The following is a 17,858-nucleotide window of genomic DNA, read 5'->3' as shown; positions in this document are numbered from 1 at the left end:
GCCCCTGTTGAGGCCTTGCTCGATCAGGCCTCGCTGGCTGACCAGCGCGCGGGATTTTCCAGCCAGGCCCGAATGGCGGATTCGCGCCATGCGGCACCCCGCTCGGAGATGCGGACCTGCCGAGGAAATGTGCCCTTTTTGATTTTGTTGTAGAGGGTCGCGCGGCGCAGGCTGGTCAGTTCCAGAACCTCCTTGAGGCGCATCAGGCGATCGGGCGGTGGTGTCACGGCGGCAGTTCCTTCGTGAGCTGTCATGCCGCTATTGTCGCTCACCCAGCCGAATGCCCAAATAGCCTGTTCGCCGTCAGGAGGGTACTTTTCGCTGCCACTGGCCGCGCGACGCGCGGGGAATGAAGGCGAGAGGAATTTTGGTAGCCGGGTGATTCGGCCCAGGAACGGTGGGGAGTTGCTTCGGTCTTGCGTTCATTCATGATCGGCGTCCGTCCTCTTGCGGAGTAGAAGGGCGGATGCCGATCCTTGATGGTATCTTGGTGTCACATGCTGTCCGCGCTCCACAGCATGGGATTTTTGCACCAGTGATTGACGGCGGATTCGCGCCAGCCGCAGCAGCGATCCGAAAGACGGACCTGAGCGGGAAAGCTGCCGTCCTCGATTTTCCTGTAGAGGGTGGCACGGCTTAGACCGGTGCGCTTGAGCACCTCGGCGATGCGAAGGAAGCAGTCGGGTTTGGTGGTCATCGGATGGTCTCCTTTCCAGCAAATTCCTGTGATCGGGTATGCTGTCCAGGCAGCATTCGTGAGACCAATTGATCTTGCAAGTGGCTGAGACAAAGCCGGAATTCCGGAGTCGTCCATAGAGGTCTACAGAGGTCCATAGCGGTCTACAGCGTAGGTTTGCTTTTTGACGAATGAGTCTCAGGGCGTCTCCGGCCCCCCTGTTCGGGGCGCCGGACCGCGCTCTGGTTCCGCTGCGCTCCACTCGAGTCGCCTGCGGCGTCTCGCCAGCATAGCTGCTTACGATCGCTGACGCGGAAGGGGAAAGGGCCGCGCCCTTGGCGCGGGGCCGGGCCTTGCCCGTCCTGGCGGACAGCGCGCGATGCGCGCTGGCGTGGGCCTCCGGCCCCAGTCTGGCGGGTGGGCGGAGCTGCCCTGTAGGCCCGTCGCGTCGCGGCGCAACCCCGGCGGAGCCGGGGTCCTCCACTTCGTTGCGGCCTTTCAGGTGCGCCCCGCCTTCATCGACGGGCCTGTTGGTCCGCTCCTGCCGCCCACCCGCCAGACCGGCGCCGGTTTGCGGCGGTTTAGGCAGGAGTGAAGGATCATGGCTTTCAATCATACCTCGCGCGGACAGTCGGAACGTTCGGACCATTCGCGGGCGGAGGCTTCCCGGCCTCGGCCCATGGAGGACCTCTATTCGCAGGTGACGGCGCGCATTGTCGCGGAGCTGGAAGAGGGGCGGCTCCCTTGGGTGCAGCCTTGGGATAATTCCTTTGTACTGGCGGGCTTCCCGAGAAACGCCGGCAGCGGGAGGCCCTATTCCGGGATCAACATTCTGATCCTCTGGCAGGCCCTGTTCGATGGCGAATATACCGCGCAGCGTTGGCTGACGTTCAAGCAGGCCGAGGCTTTGGGTGGCCATGTCCGCAAGGGCGAGCGCGGCGTGACGGTCTGCTATGCGGATCGCTTTACGCCCAAGGACGCGCGGGGCGGCGATGGTGGCGCGGGCACGGAAGCGGATGCGTCATCCGGGAGCGGTGATGAGGTCCGCAAGGTTGCTTTCCTTAAGCGCTTCACGGTCTTCAATGTCGCGCAGTGCGATGGGCTGCCGGATCATCTCTATGAAGCGGAGGACCGCGAGCAACGGTTCGATCTGGTGACCATCCCGGAGGCCGAGGCGCTGATCGCGGCGAGCGGGGCGAACATTGCCATCGGGTCGCCGAATGCATGCTATCGGCCGCGCGCTGATCGGATCGAGGTGCCGTTACAGGCCGCTTTCATCGAGCCTATCAATTACTACCGCACCGTGCTGCATGAACTGGGCCATTGGACGGGCCATCCCTCCCGGCTGGACCGCGATCAGACCGGGGGATTTGGTACTGCCTCTTATGGGCGTGAGGAGCTGGTCGCGGAGCTGTGCAGCGCCTTTACCTGCGCTGCCTTGGGCATCGTCCCGACCGTGCGGCATGCCGACTACATCGCGTGTTGGCTTGAGGTGCTGAAGAATGACAACCGGGCGATCTTCCGGGCGGCCAGTCAGGCGAGCAAGGCGGCTGACTATTTGCTGGCGTTTCGTCCCAGCGCCGATGCTGCGGTTGGTGCGGGAGAGGTCGCATGAGCGGGGCGGGCACGGGCGAAGAGCCCGGTTCGTTCCACTCTGGCGATGGAGATCCCCAAGATCACGTCACACCTGTTGCGAGCGAAGGCGCTGACGGGGCACCGGATGCTGCCGCGCCCAGCATCGAGGCTATGGATGCGATCTTCGCGGCGATGCCGAAATTGGCCCGCGACATCTTCATCGCCCGGCAGTTCCATGACCTTTCCGTGGCGGAGATTTGTAAGCAGACCGGCCTGTCCCGCAAGCAGGTAAGGCGGCAGTTCGCCAAGGCTTTCGAGCATTTGCATCACTCTCATTCCGGCATGGAACTGTGGCGCGAGCATATCGCGGCCATGCCCACTGACTATCTGGAACAGGTCAGGAGCAGTCTGAGCATGAGTGTGCGGTCAAAGCGCGCTTATGAACGGGCGAGGGCCAGCTTCAGATTCAACAAGCGGCGGCACGCCGGGCCGCCGCCTGATCCCGAGACCGTCGCCCGCGTGCAAAGCGCGCTGGCCCGTTTGTCCGGCCTGGAGCGGGATGTGTTCCTCGCCGTGAGTGTGGACGATATGTCCTATGCCCAGATCGGCGAGAAGATCGGGAGGTCCGAGCAGATGGTGATGAAGCTGTTCGGAAGGGCGCTCTACAATCTGGACTGCAACCTTCGTGATCCGCGTCGGCACTGGTGGCGCCGCTGGATCACCTATCCGTGACGGCGCCGAAGCCGACCTCGACGCCCATATTTCCCGAGAATGCAAAAGCCCCTTGAGGTTGCCTCAGGGGGCTTTTTTCTGCCCGCCCTCGCTCGTCGGTTCGGCTTGCGGCGCCCTTCGCGCGAAGAGGCGATGGAAGGCCTCTTCGCTGTGCCGTTGCCCCTCCACGGTCATCATGACGGGCTTAGCCTTGCCGACGGGATCGAAGATCAGTTCCTTGTCGTGAAGTCTGCGCAAAGCTTCCCAGTCGAAGGATTTCCACGCGCGCCAGACCGGGACTGGGCCTTTCTCACGATGCAGCGTCAGATAAAGCAGCGCAAGCACCGCTTCATCGATCAGGTCTGTGTCGATCTCGGGTCTGTTCATGGATGACTCCATGCATTTTGTGGATGGCCAATCGGCTTGGATTTTTAGCACGCCGAGGGGCAGCCTTGATCTGCAATTTATCCCAATTTCCTCGCGTACTTGGCGAAGAACAGGTGGGGTGCTATGCTGCTCGGGCGTTGCGCAAAGGGCAGCGCCGGGACTGGTAATCCCGAACGGTTGAATGCGCCTTCGAAAACCCATGGTTTTCGGGGTGCCGTCGCGTATGTCCAGGTGCCTCGGCACTAAAGGCGGCGGCGGGTGTGCAACCGTTCACCTTACCAGCCCCGGCTCCTCCCGCGCTCAGCGCGCGGGAGTTTCGGGACCTTCGTACCGCATCAGTCCCCCACTTCCGCCAACCCGCTGTGATGCGGAACGGAAGGTGTGTATGGATAAGATGACTTCCACGCCCGAACCCAGGATCTCGAGCCGCAAGACAGGGCTCAAGGGCATCAATCGGCTTCATCTGGGGATCGCCACAAAAAATGCCTCGCTTGCCGAACTCTTCGACAGCCTGAACGATCCGCCCGTGGCCTTGGTCCCGACGCCCGAGAGCAACGAGGAGGGTGAAGGCCGTTACGAAAACGCCGAGGCGTTCTTCCCGCGCCGCGACCTCCCTCTCGAAACCGACATGAGCGATGTCTATTACAAGGCCGGGATCACGGCCCAGCTCGGGCTTTCGGCCCACCTCCTCAAGGTGGGCTTTCCCGACCGCTGGTGTGCCCAGCGCATCGGACACCGGGTGGCCAATTCTTTGGCCTATGCCAATGCCACGGGGCTGAACCATCGTTGTCCGGACATGGCACGCCTTGCGGCCGTCCTGACCCCTTACTGGCGATGGAACGGGCAGAGCATCCATCACTATGGCGCGCCAAAAGATCCCGGTTTTACCGTCGAGGATGTGCGTGGTCTGCTGCGCGACTTGCTGGCCCAGGTGCGTCTGGTAACGGGATATGAGCTGATCAACGATGACCTTGCCTGAAGGACGACCGGCACGCTCGAAAAGCTCTGCCCTTGCGGTTTGAGTGGGCGTGCCGGTCTGACTTCGCGGACTGTCCATTCCAATGGGTTGGCGAGTCAGCTTCGGACGGAAAATTCGCTATGCGGCGTGGCGGTTGGAGATGCGGGCCGGGGCGAGGAAGCTGCCGTCCCGAATCCTCCGGCACGGGGTAGCACGGCCCAGACTTGTGCGCCCGAATGCTTCGTCGATGGAGCGAGGCAGACGGGCCGGTTGACCATGAGCGAGGCGACCCTTCTTTACCGCGAGATCGGCGCCGCTACAGCTCGCCGTCCCGATCCGCCGCGAAGGCTCGTTGCCCGCGCCGCCGCCAAAGCGTCAGCGCCTGCTCACCTTCCTCGCTTTGCAATCTGGCGGCGGCTTCCACCATCACGCCCAGCAGCACAGCGCGATCATCGTTAGCCAGCTCAACCAGCCCGGCCTTGATGACCAGCCCGCCCAGCTCAATCAGATGGCGCGTGCGTTCCCGGCGGTTCACTTGCCATTCTCGCGTGTCATGCCGCGCCGCCCGAGCCTTGGCTCGATTGAGCGCTTGCCGTGAGCGGCGGTGCGCCGCCGTCACCGCGATCAGCGCCAGATGCTGAGGCCTTCGTCCCGCGCTGAAAGAAGGCCGCGCCCGCCTTGCGCCAGCCCTCCCGTGTCTGGCGGTCGGTGGCATTGGGCGCGGCGCCGGTGGATGTGGCAGCCAGCAGCACACCCGCCAGCTCCTCGATCGGCAGCGCGTCAGCCCCGGTCGTGATGACCAGCTCGCCGAGCTGCTGTTGCTTGCGGGTCTTGAGCTGGTTGGCGCGGGCTTCCAGAGCCTTGAGGTCGGCGTCAAAATCGCGAGGTTTACGCATCGAGTCGGTCCTTCCTTGAGGGGAACGAACAGACCAGCTATCCCTCATCCGCATCGATGCCAAGTTGCTGAAATCCCCTGAGACCGTGTGATCCCGAAAATCCGCAAAGGGTTGAAGGGCGCGCTTATACGTCGTGCCGACGTGCGCTTTGAGGTGTAGATGGATGGCCGTCATGGCGATCTACCACTTCTCGGCCAAGGTCATCTCGCGCGCCAGCGGTTCCTCCGCCGTGGCCGCCGCCGCCTACCGCTGCGCGGGCCGCCTGCACGATGAGCGCCTAGGCCGAACCCATGACTTCAGCAACAAGCGCGACGTGGTCCATAGCGAGGTGCTGCTCCCCGAAGGCGCCAATCCGGAATGGCAAGACCGCGAGAAGCTCTGGAATGCCGTCGAGGCCGCCGAGCTGCGCAAGGACGCCCAGCTCTCCCGCGAGGTGGAGTTCGCCATTCCCCGCGAGATGAATCAGGAGCAGGGCATCGCGCTGGTCCGTGACTTTGTTCAAGCCGAGTTCGTGGACCGGGGCATGGTCGCCGATCTCAATGTCCATTGGGATCGCGGCGAGGATGGCTTCGCCAAACCCCATGCTCATGTGATGCTGACCATGCGCGAGGTGAAGCAAGACGAGAACGGCGACATAGGGTTTGGCGCCAAGGTGCGCGACTGGAACAAGACCGAGCTGCTGACCCACTGGCGCGAGGCCTGGGCCGATCATGTGAACCAGCGCCTGGCCGAACTCGACATCGATGCCAGCGTCGATCACCGCAGCTATGAAGCGCAGGGCATCGACCTGGAGCCCCAGCACAAGATCGGCGCCGCCGGGCAGCGCATGCAGGGGCAAGGTTTGGACAGCGACCGGGCCGAGGATCATCTGCGCATTGCGAGGGAGAATGGCGAGAAGCTGATTGCGAATCCCGAGCTGGCACTTGATGCCATCACCCATCAACAGGCTACCTTCACGCACCGCGATCTCGCCCGCTTCGTTCACCGTCACAGCGAGGGGCTGGAACAGTTCAATGCAGTGATGGCGGCGGTGAAGGGTTCGCCCGAGCTGGTCGAACTGGGGCACGATGCATCGGGGCAGGAGCGCTTTACCAGCAAAGAGATGATCGAGACCGAGGAGCGGCTGCGCCGGGCGGTCGAGCTGATGGCCCAGCGTGAGCATCATCGTGTCAGCGATCTGGCGAGGGACGGGGCACTCGCCCGCGCCGCGAGCGAGTGCAATCTCGTCCTGTCGGGTGAGCAAGCCGATGCGTTGACCCATGTTACCGGCGCCCGCGATCTCGGCTTGGTGATTGGCACGGCGGGGGCGGGTAAGAGCGCGATGCTGGGTGTTGCGCGCGAGGCCTGGGAAGAGGCTGGCTACACGGTACGAGGCGCGGCGCTCTCGGGTATCGCGGCGGAAAATTTGGAAAGCGGATCGGGCATTGCGTCCCGCACGCTCGCCAGCATGGAGCATGGCTGGAAGCAGGGCTATGATCTGCTGACCTCGCGCGATGTGCTGGTGATCGATGAAGCCGGGATGGTCGGCACCCGCCAGCTAGAGAGGGTTATCGCTCATGCCGCCGAGGCTGGTGCCAAGCTGGTGATGGTCGGCGATCCCCAGCAGTTGCAAGCCATCGAGGCGGGCGCGGCATTCCGCGCGATCCACGAGCAGCATGGCGGCGTCGAGATCACCGAGGTTCGGCGCCAGCGCGAGGACTGGCAGCGCCAGGCCACGCGCGATCTGGCCACCGGCAACGTGGATGCTGCGATCGAGGTTTATGCAGGCAGGAATCATGTCCATGCCGCCGAGACCCGCGAGGCGGCGCGGGTCGATCTGATCGACCGCTGGGATGCCCAGCGGCAGGCCAGCCCAGAGGCGAGCCGGATCATCCTCACTCACACCAATGTCGAGGTCCACGAACTCAATGAGGCCGCGCGCGGCAGGCTGCGCAATGCTGGAGAGCTGGGCGAGGATGTGGCCCTCAAGGTTGAACGTGGGGAGCGAGCCTTCGCCACCGGGGACCGCATCATGTTCCTCAAGAATGAGCGCAGCCTTGAGGTCAAGAACGGGACGCTGGGGACCATCGAGGCCATCAGCCAAACGGGCATCACCGCGCGGCTCGATGATGGGCGATCGGTTGCCTTCGATCTGAAGGATTATGCCCATGTCGATCATGGCTATGCCGCCACCATCCACAAGGCGCAGGGCATGACGGTGGACCGCACCCATGTGCTGGCCATGCCCGGCCTTGATGCCCATGGTTCCTATGTCGCGCTGTCACGCCATCGCGATGGGGTGGAGCTGCATTACGGGCGGGATGACTTTGCCAATCGGCGCGAGCTGTCCGACCGGCTGGGGCGGGATCGGTCCAAGGATATGGCCACGGATTATGCGCGGATCGATCCGGCACAAGCCGCGCCCGAGGCGGCGCGGACTTTTGCCGAACGGCGGGGCATCACGGTCAGTGAGCGCATTGTCGAGATGGTGCGCAACCTTGTGCCGGAGAAACTGCGCGGCGCCTTTGATGAGCTGGTGCCGCCCAGGGAAGCTCGGGATGCCGGAGAGGTCAAAGACGGGAAAGACAGGCGGGGACCGGCACCGTCGCCATCCGAGCCGACCAAACAGCCTGAGCGCGAGAAGCAGCGGGGGCGGTTCGACGGGTTGCGGCTGCGCGATCCCGCTGTCGAACAGACCGTATCTGCGCCGCCTCCGACAAAGCCGCGCGGGCGGTTCGATGGGCTGAAGTTGGGGAAGGTCGCGATGCCTGAGCCCAAAGTCCAGGTGGATCGCCTCGAGAAGGCCGTCGAGCGCTACGCCAAGTCGCTGGCCGACATTGTCCGCATGCGTGAGCGCGGTATCGCGCCTTTGGAGATGCAGAAGGCCGAGAGGGAGAAAGCAAGCGGGGCGCTGGACGCGGTTCAGTCGCACGCGACGCGCGATCTCAACGCTGCCTTCAGCAAGGAACCGGCGCTGATCAGCGAGGCGGCAAATGGGCGGACGACCGAGGTCATCCGCCAGCTTCAGCTGGAGGCGGAATTGCGGGTCAATCCCGAGCTGCGCGCCGAGCAGTTTACCCAGGACTGGAACAGCCGGGCGCGGCAGTTCCAGAGCCTGCGGGAGAACGGGCGTTACGATGCCTCGGACCGTGTCCGGGCGGGCATGCGTGATCTCGCCAATCAGCTTCACCGCGATCCCCAGCTCGAGTCGTTGCTGCGTGAGCAGCGGAGGCTGATCGGTATGGGCTCTCGTGAGAGCGGATCGTTGTCTCACGATCTCCAGAACTGGATCGACCGCTCGCGGGGGATCAGCATCGGGATGTAGCCTTCCGGCGCGAGCGATCCGGGGCTCTTGCCCGGGTCCTGATCGCGCATTCTCTAGCACATTGGAGGCCCGTTTCCATGACCGAACCGTCTTCCCCGCAGTCCGAACTCGATCAACCCGAGCTGGCCTTTGAAGCCATGGCGCAGCGCCTTGCCGGGCTGACGGCAGCCATGGACGGCTTTGCCGCCCGCCAGCAGGAACTGCATGGGCGGGACTATGCGCCCGATCTCGAAAAGATTCAGGAAAGTTTCGAGTGGGTGCGCGGCGCCATCAACGCCTTGGCCAAGAAGCCCGCGCTCACGCTGACGCCAGATGATGTTGCCGGGCAGATCGAAAGGGCAGGGAAAAGCGGGCGGCAGGCCGATCATCATGCCTGGGATAAGGCGCAAAGCAGACTCGCGGAGGCGGCGCGTTCGATTGAGACGGTGGTGGCGTCGGCCTTGCAAGCCAGGGTTCAGCGATATTGGATGGCGGGGGCTGCCGCCGCAGCGTTAGTGGTCGGTATGATCCTGGCTTATGATTGTTCAGGCGCGATTGATCGCATGGTGCCGGAGGACTGGCATTGGCCTGAGGCCAGCGCGGCCAAAATGCTGGGGCTCAGCGAATGGGATGCCGGTGCGCGTCTCATGCAGGTGGCTGATCCGAAGGAGTGGAGCCTGATGGTGCGGGCAAGCGACACGTTCCGTAACAATGCCAGGGCCCTTGCGGAATGCGATGCCTACGCGGCGAAGATCAAGAAACCGGTTATGTGTCAGGTCGAGATTGGTTCGCGATAGCCTTGCGAAGGCACGCTGGAAGCTCAGTTGAACTGGGCTGCGGATGGAAGCTGGGCCGGGCACTCCTTCGATGCGTAGTCGAGAGATTTCTTGCGAATGACGTTAATCGAGGACGATCCGGAACGGCTCCCTCGTGAGGCGAAGATCGTGAAAGCGGACGCTTTTGACCCACATCGTCTAACGGCTTAATTCGTGACGGCATCAATCGAGATCAGTCTCAATCCTCTCATCATATTTCCATTTTTCACATCGAAAACCGGATCTACGGCGAGACGCAGGTCTAAGGCTATGATCACGGGCATGAGAGCAGCCAAGATATCATCAGTAAGGATGGAAACCGGATGCCCTGCTGTATTATTCGAATCAGGGCAGCCAAAATACCAGTGAACAGTCCCAGCGTCTGATCCAGAATAACGGCGTGACCATGAAGCAATCGGGCAATTGTTGGGATAACCCGGCGATGGAGAGCTTCTCCTATTACTCAAGGCCGAACGGGGCAGCAAAAAAGCCGATCGGTCGCGCTATCCGGCTAGAGCCGACGTGTTCGTTTATATCGAGCGTTTCTACGATTCCACCCTCAGGTCTTGACCTTGGGCTAATTCAGCCCTGTCGACTTCGAATGTGAGGATGGGGTAGCCAAAAGAACTTGTTCCCGGCGTCCATTAGACCGGCTTCAGCCATATAGGAGCGAACCCCGCAGCGTCCACTACGGGGCCCGCTTATCTGAAGGTAGGCGTGTTAGGTTCGATCATGGACCGCCGCAAGCGGAGCGATCCGCCTCACCGCGTCAACGCCCGCCTGGGCAGACTGCTTGGATGTGTAGACCTCAGAGTGGCTCAGTGTTTCGCCATTGGCACCCTTGAGGCGCCAGAAGTACCCGCCCGCGTTCGCACGAAGAATCTCAAACATGTAGCTGGCCCTCCTTGGGCCGAAAATAAGACCCGTCCGAAGCGCCGGGTCATTGATTTCTGAAGTTGGGCCAGCTAGGGAGATGGTGTTCAAGCATGCCTAGCGGGCTTCGGCCCAGGTATTCGGAAATCGGCTGGTTTACGAGACCAGTCGGTTTTCCGTCCATTTTGCCTTCGGGGTGAGATATGGCCCCCTCGGCGGAAGTTCGTCTGCGTTTACCGGCAGAACTTCAGGAAACCGCTTCCCATTCTTCACTTCAGCGATCCGACCCTGATTGAGGCCAAAGAACGCCGCAATGTCATGATGGCGGTCGCCCCGCTTGATCATTCCGCGAATAAGCGCTGCATCGCGCTCCGTGATTGTGAGGCCGCTGGGCTTCGCCCGTGATGCCATTGCATTTCTCCTATTCTTCCAACGTCAGATTCTGGCCTGACGTCTCCTATATGAGCCTGACTCGCCTGAAGGTCAAGTTAAAATCTAATTATTAGTTGCCGTAGCGAGCTACGGAATGCGTTCAGTTGACATTGTAGCTTGCTACGGCTACTGGCGAAGCATGATAAAACAAGCGAAAGCAACTGCCTTTGGCTGCTGCACCGCACGCCTTCTAGATGTTGCGAGGGTGTTTGCGGGCGTTGGGGTGTCGCGCGAGGAAGTGGTGGCTCGTCCCGGCGAGCGGCTACCGGTTATTGGCGTGCGTGACCTCCAAGACGGTGCTGTGGCCACACGGGAAGCGCTAGATACAGTAGGTTTTTCGTCTCCCTCCAAAGCTGCGACCTATGCAGTGCAGGTCGACGACGTGCTTGTCACAGGACGCGGGACGCTGCTGAAATTCGGCCTTGTGGGGGATGAGACCGTAGGGGCAATAGCCAGCGCAAACCTCATTGTTGTGCGGCCCGGCCCCGATGTGGCGGGCGGTGCCCTGTTTGCAATCCTGTCTAGCGATGTGTTTCGCCCAAAGATTGAGGTCCTACGGAGAGGGGCGACGACGCTGCTGTCCTTGTCGCCGAAAGACCTTGCTAAGCTCGAAATCAATCTGCCGTCGCTGAATGAACAGGAGAGAATCGCCGCCCTCGTTAAGGACGGGCAAATCGCCTACCGCACTGCCCTGGAGGCTGCCGAAATCCGCCGCTCACTCGCGCGGCGTCTGATTGATGCTCGCCTGTTTGGCAACAGTCAGAACAATTGAGGAAAACATGGCTAAACTTACACGCACTGAACTGGAAAGCCATCTTTGGAAATCCGCTGACATCCTGCGCGGCTCCATCGATAGTTCCGATTACAAAATCTACATCTTTGGCTTCCTTTTTCTAAAGCGACTGTCTGATCGTTTCGAAGAAGAGGTAAAGGAGGCCATGCGTCAGGGTCTGGCGAAAGATGTCGCCTACAGTGACCCAGACGAACATGAATTCTTTCTAGTTGAACGCGCGCGCTGGTCAGCGATCAAAAAGCTGACGACGGGCATTGGCGATCACCTCAACAAGGCATGCGCAGCGATTGAGGATGCCAATCCCTCGATTGAAGGCGTTCTGGCCAATATCGACTTTAATTCTGAATCACGCCTTGGCGACGCCAAGAACCGCGAAGGCGTTTTGTCGCGTCTGATTGACCACTTCTCACGCATCGACCTGTCGAACGCCTCGCTTTCCGAGCCGGACATGCTTGGTCGCGCCTATGAATACCTAATCGATAAGTTTGCGGATGATGCTGGCAAGAAGGGCGGCGAGTTCTACACCCCACATCAAGTCGTGCGTCTGATTGTCGAGTTGCTGGACCCCAAGCCCGGCATGCGCATCAGCGACCCCACCTGCGGCTCAGGCGGCATGCTGGTTCAGGTCGCGGAGCATGTGGCGAAGCTTGAAGGCAAGCGGCTAGGTGAAGCACTCAACATCACGCTGCACGGACAGGAAAAAAACCTTGGCACATGGGCCATCGCCAAGATGAATTTGCTGCTGCACGGACTACGCGATGCGCGGATCGAAAAGGGCGATACGATTCGCAATCCGCGCTTGCTCGATCAGGACGGCAATCTCTTCCTTTATGACCGCGTGATCGCCAATCCGCCCTTTTCGCTGGATAGCTGGGGCGCCGAGGATGTGTCAGGGGACACCGAGAAGAAGGGGCATAACCGTTTCATCTTCGGCATTCCTCCTAAGAACATGGGCGATCTGGCCTTCGTCCAGCACATGGTGGCAACGCTCAACGCCCAGGGCGTTTGCGGCGTGGTGATGCCGCATGGGGTGCTGTTTCGCGGTTCGGGCGACGGCCGCATTCGTGAAGCGATGCTGAAGGCCGACCTGTTCGAGGCGATTATCGGCCTGCCCGAAAACCTGTTCGCAGGCACCGGCATCCCCGCAACTGTTTTGATCCTCAACAAGGCAAAAGCGCCCGAGCGCGAAGGTAAGGTGCTGTTCATCCACAGTGCGAAGAAGTTTGAGGAGCGGCCCAAAAAAAACATCTTGGGTGAACGCGATATCGGTGACATTCGTGACGCCTTCCGCGCATGGAAAGATGAGGACCGCTTCTGCCGCATCGTCGACATGAAGGAAATTGAGGAGAATGATTTCAACCTCAACATCTCCCGCTACATCGACACGCTGGAGCCGGAAAAGCCGATAGATGTGCAGGCGGAGCTTGCCAAGCTCTGGGACGCTGAGAAGGCACGGGATGAGGCCGCTGCCCGCATGAACGCCCTCCTTAAGGAGATGGGTTATGTCGGGTAACGTGCCCAAGGGGTGGCGAGAGGTCCGCATTGGCCAGATCGCCCGCGAAATTTCGAACAGGAATCGGACGAGTGCTGATATTCCGGTTTTGAGTATGACGAAGCATCGTGGCTTCGTTCGCTCCAATGAGTACTTCTCAAAATCGGTTTATAGCGAGAATACCGATCGGTATAAGATCGTGAAGCGTGGACAATTTGCCTACGCCACGATCCACCTCGATGAAGGCTCTATCGACTACCTGAAAAATGAAGACGCGGGTCTGATAAGCCCGATGTACACGGTTTTCGAAACTGATTGTGAAGAAATCGACCCAGAAATCGCTCTCCGAAAATTTAAGAGATTTGCGCTAAGTGGCCGCTTCGACCCCTATAGCAATGGGGGGGTTAATCGCAGAAAATCTATTCTATTCAGAGACCTGTCCGCCTTCAAGTTTGCTCTGCCTCCATTAGCTGAGCAGTATGCAATTGCCGAGATCTTTTCGACGGTGGAGGAGGCAATTGCTACATCGGAAGCGGTCTGCGTTCAACTTCACGAAATGACTGAGGCGCTTGCCGAGGCACTCTTCTTGGGTATCGATCCATGTACAGGACATAAAAAAGTAGATGGCTGGCGCACTTCGACATTGGCTTCCGAGATGGCCTCGATTCAAGTTGGCATCGTCGTCAAGCCCGCTTCCTATTATGTCGAAGTTGGCGGTGTTCCTGCCCTTCGGTCGCTCAATGTACGTCCGAACCGCTTGTATCTTGGCGAGCTGGTCAAAATCTCTGAACACGGCCACAGACTTAACAGAAAGTCGGCCTTGCGCGTGGGAGACGTGGTTACTGTCAGGACAGGCGAACCGGGCAAGACGGCGGTCGTGCCGCATAACATTGGCGAAATCAATTGTATTGATGTAATTTTCTCCCGTCCTGGCTCTGAGGTGCGCGGAGAATATGTGAGTTTTTTCATGAACTCACGCATCGCAAAACGGCAAATTGCTGTTCTCCAGGGCGGTCTCGCGCAGCAACATCTGAATGTTGGTGAGATGAAGCGTATCCAAATTCGTGTTCCTCCGCTTGCCCGGCAAGATCAGATCGTCGGGCTGTTGAAAGGAGCTTGGTCGCGCATCGAGGCGGAGGAGGCCACGTTGAAGAAGCTTATTTCGCTTCGTGCTTCCCTCTCCCAAGAACTGTTGTCAGGGCGCATTCGTCTCCCGGAGAGTATCATTGCGCGGCACCGTAACAAGGCCGGACGAGCCGCATGAACGAAACCAGTGAACAGCTTGAGCGCGAATGGGTAGAGGAGCCGGCTGCGGATCTGCTGCGGGTGCTATTCGACTATAAGTCCTTATCACCCGAGGACGTGCGGCGGCTGCGCGACGGGCTTGCAACCGAGCCGGTTCTGACGGTTCGCCTCGCGGAATGCCTGAAGCGCCTTAATCCGTGGCTTGGTGATGACGGTGTTCGCCGCGCTCTAGCCGCCGTCACGCGCGTGACCGCCGTCGATGTGATGGAGGCGAACGAGAGTGCCTATACGGCTCTCACCTACGGCGTGACGGCCCCACATACTGAAGGTGGCAGACGCCAGGACCGCAATGTGCGGTTCTTCGATTTCGACGATCCATCCGCCAACACATTTGAGTTCGCGCGGCAAGTCGCCATCAAGGGCGCGCGTCAGGACATTATTCCCGATATCGTCGTTTACGTGAACGGTCTCCCGCTCGCTGCCATCGAATGCAAGTCGCCGTCACTGGCCGACCCGATGGGTGAGGCGATCCGCCAATTCCGCCGCTATGAAAGCCGGGATGAGTTCGCCGGGCTTGGCGCTCCTCGCCTGTTCGAGACGGCTCAGATTGCCATTGCACTGGCGCGCGATGTGGCGAAGTGCGGCACAACGCTCACGCCTGCTCGCCAATGGGCTGAGTGGAAAGACCCATATCCGCTCACGCTCGATGCGCTCGCGGCACAATTGGGTCGAACACCAACCGGACAAGACATATTGCTCGCCGGGCTTCTCGCCCCGGCCAATCTGCTCGATCTCATCCGCAACTTCGTCATGTTCGAGACTATCGACGGACGGCGCATCAAGAAGCTGGCGCGCTATCAGCAGTTTGTTGCCGTCGGCAAAGCGATTGAGCGCATCCGGAGCGCGCCCAATCTACAACGTCGTGGCGGCGTTATCCACCATACCCAAGGCTCCGGTAAATCGCTGACGATGGTGTTTCTTGCGACCAAGCTGCGTCGCCTTCCCGAAGCTGAAAATCCGACAATTGTCATCGTCACGGATAGAACCGACCTTGATGATCAGATCACCGGGCAATTCCAACGCTCAGGATTTGCTAACCCCATCCAGGCGGAAAGCGGAGGCGCGCTGCGTAACACCCTATCGGGCGGGGCTGGCACCACCGTTCTTACTACCGTCCACAAGTTTCACAGCGCTGTGCCAAAACGCTCGTCTGTGATTTCCAATGCGCGAAATGTTTTCGTCATGGTCGATGAAGCGCACCGGACGCAATATGGCGCGCTGGCGGCTCGGATGCGGGCAGGACTGCCCAATGCCTGCATGATCGCATTCACCGGCACGCCCATCGACAAAAAGGACCGCAGCACCCGTGAGGTCTTTGGCGACTATCTGCACCGCTACCTGATCGACCAGGCTGTGAAGGATGGAGCGACCGTCCCGATCTATTACGAGATGCGCGACGCGCAACTACGGATCGACGGGCGCGATCTCGAACGGGATATTCGGACCACGTTTTCTGAACTGTCGAACACCGAGATTGAGAAACTGAAGCGCGGTATGCGACTTCAGGAGAAGCTGGCCGGAGCTCAAGTGCGCATTGAGGCCATCGCCAAAGATGTCCTTGCGCACTATCGAAGCACCATTGAGCCAAACGGTTTCAAAGCGCAGATCGTGACGGTCAGCCGCGACGTCGCCGTGACCTATGTCGAAGCCTTGCGGCAGCTTGGCGCGCCCGAATGCGCGCTCATCATGTCCGCTTCGAACAATGACAGCGCCCGGCTGCAAGCCCATCACCTGTCCAAGCGCGACCGCGACACCATGATTGGCCGGTTCAAGAGGCGTGACGATCCGCTGAAAATCTTGATCGTGTGCGATATGCTGCTCACCGGTTTTGACGCGCCGGTAGAGCAGGTTCTGTATCTCGATGCCCCTTTGCGAGAGCACACGCTTTTGCAGGCGATTGCTCGCGTGAACCGCACCGCCGATGGCAAGACCTACGGGTTGGTCGTGGATTATTGGGGGGACAATCGGCGCATTTCTGACGCATTGGATATGTTCTCCGACGAGGATGGCGTAGCCAGCGCGCTCCGTCCGCTATCTGAAAAGATCCAACTTTTGGAAAGTCGGCACCGGGCCGCCATTCGGCTCTTCGAAGGCCTTAACAATCAGGACGATTTGGCGTGCGTTGAACTGCTGCGCCCTGACGACATCCGCGCCAAATTCGAGCTCGACTTCCTGCGTTTTGCCGAAGCCATGGACATGGTTTTGCCTGATCCCAAGGCATTGGAAGAACCCTATCCGTCCGACCTGAAGTGGCTATCGCGCATTCGCGTTCTCGCCCGCCGCGCCTATCACGAGGAGCCATTTGACCCGAAAGACTACGGCGCGAAGGTGGGCGAGATTATCACCAGCCACCTCTCGGTGACGGGTGTCGAACAGTTGCTGGTGAAGTTCGATATTCTCGACCCCGCGTTCCGTCCGCATCTGGAAAGCCTCAGGTCGAGCGCTGCCCAGGCTGCCGAGATCGAGCACGCTATTCGGCAGGAGATCCACGTCCACCGCGACGAGAACCCCACGGCTTACGCCTCGCTTTGGGAGCAGTTGGAGCGGATCGTCAACGACAGGCGGGAAGCTCGCGTGTCCGCTGCCAGTGCCTTGGCCAAGCTTGAAGCAATGGTCGGGCAAGCCACAGATATTCGCTCGGGCGCGGCGGGCAGAAGCGACGGCCTTACCGGAACGGCTGCCGCCATCCTGCCCTTCATTGACGCTGACCTACCAGACCCCGAGCGCTCTCGGAGAGCTGCCGGTATCACCAAGGCACTTGAGGAGTATGCTGAAGTTGTCGACTGGCATCAAAAGGAGGACGTCCAGCGACAGATGCGCCGATCCATCAAGGAGCAATTGCGCAGCTTGGGATTGGATGCGCGCAAGGTTGAAGCCACGACGGCAAAGATCATGGATGTCGCCCGCGCGAGGTATGCGGGATGACGGACGCGGCTCAGCATTCCATCGTTTTTGGCGGCGAAACGTTTACGTTCCTAATCGAGCGGACGGCGCGCCGGAAAACCGTGGCGATATCTGTTGGCTTCGACGGAGTGCGCGTCCTCGCGCCGTCGGACTTAGGCGATGACCGCGTCCTCGGCATCGTTCGCAAGAAAGGCGCTTGGCTGCTTCGCAAACAGGCGGCGTACCGCGAACTTGGGGCGCGGCCGGCGGCCAAGGAATTTGTGAGTGGCGAGACCTTTCACTACCTCGGCCGCCAATATCGCTTGAAGCTCATTCCCGACGAAACCGCCGTCACGACCCGGATTATTGCGAGAGGTTCCAGCCTTGTCGCGCCGGTGCTGCCGAAAGGCCATGAAGCCATTCAGCGCGCCGCTGTCCGCAGCGGGCTCAGGCACTGGTACCGAGCGCATGCGATCCAGCATTTTCCTGCCCGCGCGCGAATGATCGCAGAGACGCTTGGCATTCCAACACCGACCGTTAATGTCGTTGACCAATCCAAACGCTGGGGAAGCTGCGATTCACGGGGGCGCATCCGCCTCAACTGGCGCTTGGTGATGGCTCCGATGCCGCTGGTCGACTACGTTATTGCACACGAGGCTTGTCACGTTCTTGAGCACAATCATTCACGTCGATTTTGGCGGTCGTTGGAAACGATCATGCCGGACTACGAGGATCGCCTGAGAAGACTTGACAGAATGGGGCACCAGTTCATTTGGTGA

At 60.5% G+C, this 17,858-nt stretch carries 16 protein-coding genes and 1 pseudogene; 11 read left to right on the top strand and 6 right to left on the bottom strand.

The genetic code is table 11. The features are described 5' to 3' along the window. Positions 1-23: 23 nt before the first annotated feature. Both ABDW49_RS16815 and ABDW49_RS16810 read right to left on the bottom strand, forming a co-directional pair. The gene (locus ABDW49_RS16815) at positions 24-227 is read right to left on the bottom strand and encodes an AlpA family phage regulatory protein (protein WP_343613249.1); all 204 of its coding nucleotides are present in this window, start codon (positions 225-227) and stop codon (positions 24-26) included. A gap of 266 nt (positions 228-493) precedes the next feature. Beyond that, a complete protein-coding gene (locus ABDW49_RS16810; protein ID WP_343613248.1) occupies positions 494-697 on the bottom strand; it encodes an AlpA family phage regulatory protein in 204 nt (67 codons plus the stop codon). Between the two features lie 658 nt (positions 698-1,355). On the opposite strand from ABDW49_RS16810, the gene ABDW49_RS16805 reads away from it, so the two are divergent. Together ABDW49_RS16805 and ABDW49_RS16800 are read left to right on the top strand one after the other, a co-directional pair. Beyond that, positions 1,356-2,291, top strand: a complete 936-nt coding sequence (locus tag ABDW49_RS16805; RefSeq protein WP_343613247.1) for a zincin-like metallopeptidase domain-containing protein — start codon at positions 1,356-1,358, stop codon at positions 2,289-2,291. After that, positions 2,288-2,983, top strand: a complete 696-nt coding sequence (locus ABDW49_RS16800; protein ID WP_343613245.1) for a sigma-70 region 4 domain-containing protein — start codon at positions 2,288-2,290, stop codon at positions 2,981-2,983. Before ABDW49_RS16805 ends, ABDW49_RS16800 begins: the two co-directional genes overlap by 4 nt. Before the next feature lie 63 nt (positions 2,984-3,046). Here the strand turns inward: ABDW49_RS16800 and ABDW49_RS16795 are convergent, their stop codons facing one another. Then, positions 3,047-3,349, bottom strand: a complete 303-nt coding sequence (locus ABDW49_RS16795) for a DUF6429 family protein (protein WP_343613243.1) — start codon at positions 3,347-3,349, stop codon at positions 3,047-3,049. 385 nt (positions 3,350-3,734) lie between these two features. Here ABDW49_RS16795 and ABDW49_RS16790 point away from each other — a divergent pair, with 385 nt between their 5' ends. Then, positions 3,735-4,328 (top strand): hypothetical protein, encoded by a 594-nt coding sequence (locus ABDW49_RS16790; protein ID WP_343613241.1) that lies wholly within the window; start codon positions 3,735-3,737, stop codon positions 4,326-4,328. A 295-nt stretch (positions 4,329-4,623) separates the two neighbouring features. Here the strand turns inward: ABDW49_RS16790 and ABDW49_RS16785 are convergent, their stop codons facing one another. Beyond that, positions 4,624-4,842, bottom strand: coding sequence for a conjugal transfer protein TraD (locus tag ABDW49_RS16785; protein WP_343613240.1), 219 nt, complete (start codon positions 4,840-4,842; stop codon positions 4,624-4,626). Between the two features lie 16 nt (positions 4,843-4,858). Further along, positions 4,859-5,203, bottom strand: a complete 345-nt coding sequence (locus ABDW49_RS16780; RefSeq protein WP_343613238.1) for a conjugal transfer protein TraD — start codon at positions 5,201-5,203, stop codon at positions 4,859-4,861. Between the two features lie 172 nt (positions 5,204-5,375). Here ABDW49_RS16780 and traA point away from each other — a divergent pair, with 172 nt between their 5' ends. The 3 genes and pseudogenes from traA to ABDW49_RS16765 form a co-directional block, all read left to right on the top strand. Continuing rightward, positions 5,376-8,507 carry a Ti-type conjugative transfer relaxase TraA gene (gene traA, locus ABDW49_RS16775; protein WP_343613236.1) on the top strand — a complete coding sequence of 1,044 codons (3,132 nt, stop codon included), beginning with the start codon at positions 5,376-5,378 and terminating at the stop codon, positions 8,505-8,507. 77 nt (positions 8,508-8,584) lie between these two features. Then, on the top strand, positions 8,585-9,283 hold the full coding sequence (locus tag ABDW49_RS16770) for a DUF6118 family protein (protein ID WP_343613234.1): 699 nt from the start codon (positions 8,585-8,587) through the stop codon (positions 9,281-9,283). A gap of 334 nt (positions 9,284-9,617) precedes the next feature. Beyond that, positions 9,618-9,882, top strand: a pseudogene (locus tag ABDW49_RS16765) (IS3 family transposase); the annotation flags it as partial. 139 nt (positions 9,883-10,021) lie between these two features. On the opposite strand, the gene ABDW49_RS16760 reads toward ABDW49_RS16765, so the two are convergent. After that, positions 10,022-10,192 carry a YegP family protein gene (locus ABDW49_RS16760; RefSeq protein ID WP_343613232.1) on the bottom strand — a complete coding sequence of 57 codons (171 nt, stop codon included), beginning with the start codon at positions 10,190-10,192 and terminating at the stop codon, positions 10,022-10,024. 508 nt (positions 10,193-10,700) lie between these two features. Between ABDW49_RS16760 and ABDW49_RS16755 the strand changes: the two genes are divergently transcribed. From ABDW49_RS16755 to ABDW49_RS16735, 5 genes are read left to right on the top strand one after another with little or no spacing between them, the layout of a single operon-like run. Continuing rightward, the gene (locus tag ABDW49_RS16755; RefSeq protein ID WP_343613231.1) at positions 10,701-11,378 is read left to right on the top strand and encodes a restriction endonuclease subunit S; all 678 of its coding nucleotides are present in this window, start codon (positions 10,701-10,703) and stop codon (positions 11,376-11,378) included. Between the two features lie 7 nt (positions 11,379-11,385). Beyond that, entirely contained in the window at positions 11,386-12,912 is a 1,527-nt protein-coding gene (locus ABDW49_RS16750; protein ID WP_343613230.1) for a class I SAM-dependent DNA methyltransferase, read from the top strand. Further along, entirely contained in the window at positions 12,902-14,155 is a 1,254-nt protein-coding gene (locus ABDW49_RS16745; RefSeq protein WP_343613228.1) for a restriction endonuclease subunit S, read from the top strand. Before ABDW49_RS16750 ends, ABDW49_RS16745 begins: the two co-directional genes overlap by 11 nt. After that, on the top strand, positions 14,152-17,121 hold the full coding sequence (locus tag ABDW49_RS16740) for a type I restriction endonuclease subunit R (protein ID WP_343613227.1): 2,970 nt from the start codon (positions 14,152-14,154) through the stop codon (positions 17,119-17,121). The genes ABDW49_RS16745 and ABDW49_RS16740 overlap by 4 nt, the downstream gene beginning before the upstream one ends. After that, a complete protein-coding gene (locus ABDW49_RS16735; RefSeq protein WP_343613226.1) occupies positions 17,118-17,858 on the top strand; it encodes a SprT family zinc-dependent metalloprotease in 741 nt (246 codons plus the stop codon). Before ABDW49_RS16740 ends, ABDW49_RS16735 begins: the two co-directional genes overlap by 4 nt.

The sequence above is a fragment of the Novosphingobium sp. genome (assembly GCF_039595395.1).
Lineage (GTDB): Bacteria > Pseudomonadota > Alphaproteobacteria > Sphingomonadales > Sphingomonadaceae > Novosphingobium.
The sequence above is the reverse complement of the archived record's forward strand: the minus strand, read 5'-3'. Positions and strand labels throughout refer to the sequence as shown.

Coding starts and splice junctions, on each gene's coding strand:
- ABDW49_RS16795 (WP_343613243.1), bottom strand. CDS start 3,349: ATGAACAGACCCGAGATCGACACAGACCTGATCGATGAAGCGGTGCTT.
- ABDW49_RS16735 (WP_343613226.1), top strand. CDS start 17,118: ATGACGGACGCGGCTCAGCATTCCATCGTTTTTGGCGGCGAAACGTTT.
- ABDW49_RS16760 (WP_343613232.1), bottom strand. CDS start 10,192: ATGTTTGAGATTCTTCGTGCGAACGCGGGCGGGTACTTCTGGCGCCTC.
- ABDW49_RS16800 (WP_343613245.1), top strand. CDS start 2,288: ATGAGCGGGGCGGGCACGGGCGAAGAGCCCGGTTCGTTCCACTCTGGC.
- ABDW49_RS16805 (WP_343613247.1), top strand. CDS start 1,356: ATGGAGGACCTCTATTCGCAGGTGACGGCGCGCATTGTCGCGGAGCTG.
- ABDW49_RS16810 (WP_343613248.1), bottom strand. CDS start 697: ATGACCACCAAACCCGACTGCTTCCTTCGCATCGCCGAGGTGCTCAAG.
- ABDW49_RS16755 (WP_343613231.1), top strand. CDS start 10,701: ATGCGTTCAGTTGACATTGTAGCTTGCTACGGCTACTGGCGAAGCATG.
- ABDW49_RS16740 (WP_343613227.1), top strand. CDS start 14,152: ATGAACGAAACCAGTGAACAGCTTGAGCGCGAATGGGTAGAGGAGCCG.
- ABDW49_RS16750 (WP_343613230.1), top strand. CDS start 11,386: ATGGCTAAACTTACACGCACTGAACTGGAAAGCCATCTTTGGAAATCC.
- ABDW49_RS16745 (WP_343613228.1), top strand. CDS start 12,902: ATGTCGGGTAACGTGCCCAAGGGGTGGCGAGAGGTCCGCATTGGCCAG.
- ABDW49_RS16770 (WP_343613234.1), top strand. CDS start 8,585: ATGACCGAACCGTCTTCCCCGCAGTCCGAACTCGATCAACCCGAGCTG.
- ABDW49_RS16790 (WP_343613241.1), top strand. CDS start 3,735: ATGGATAAGATGACTTCCACGCCCGAACCCAGGATCTCGAGCCGCAAG.
- ABDW49_RS16780 (WP_343613238.1), bottom strand. CDS start 5,203: ATGCGTAAACCTCGCGATTTTGACGCCGACCTCAAGGCTCTGGAAGCC.
- traA (WP_343613236.1), top strand. CDS start 5,376: ATGGCGATCTACCACTTCTCGGCCAAGGTCATCTCGCGCGCCAGCGGT.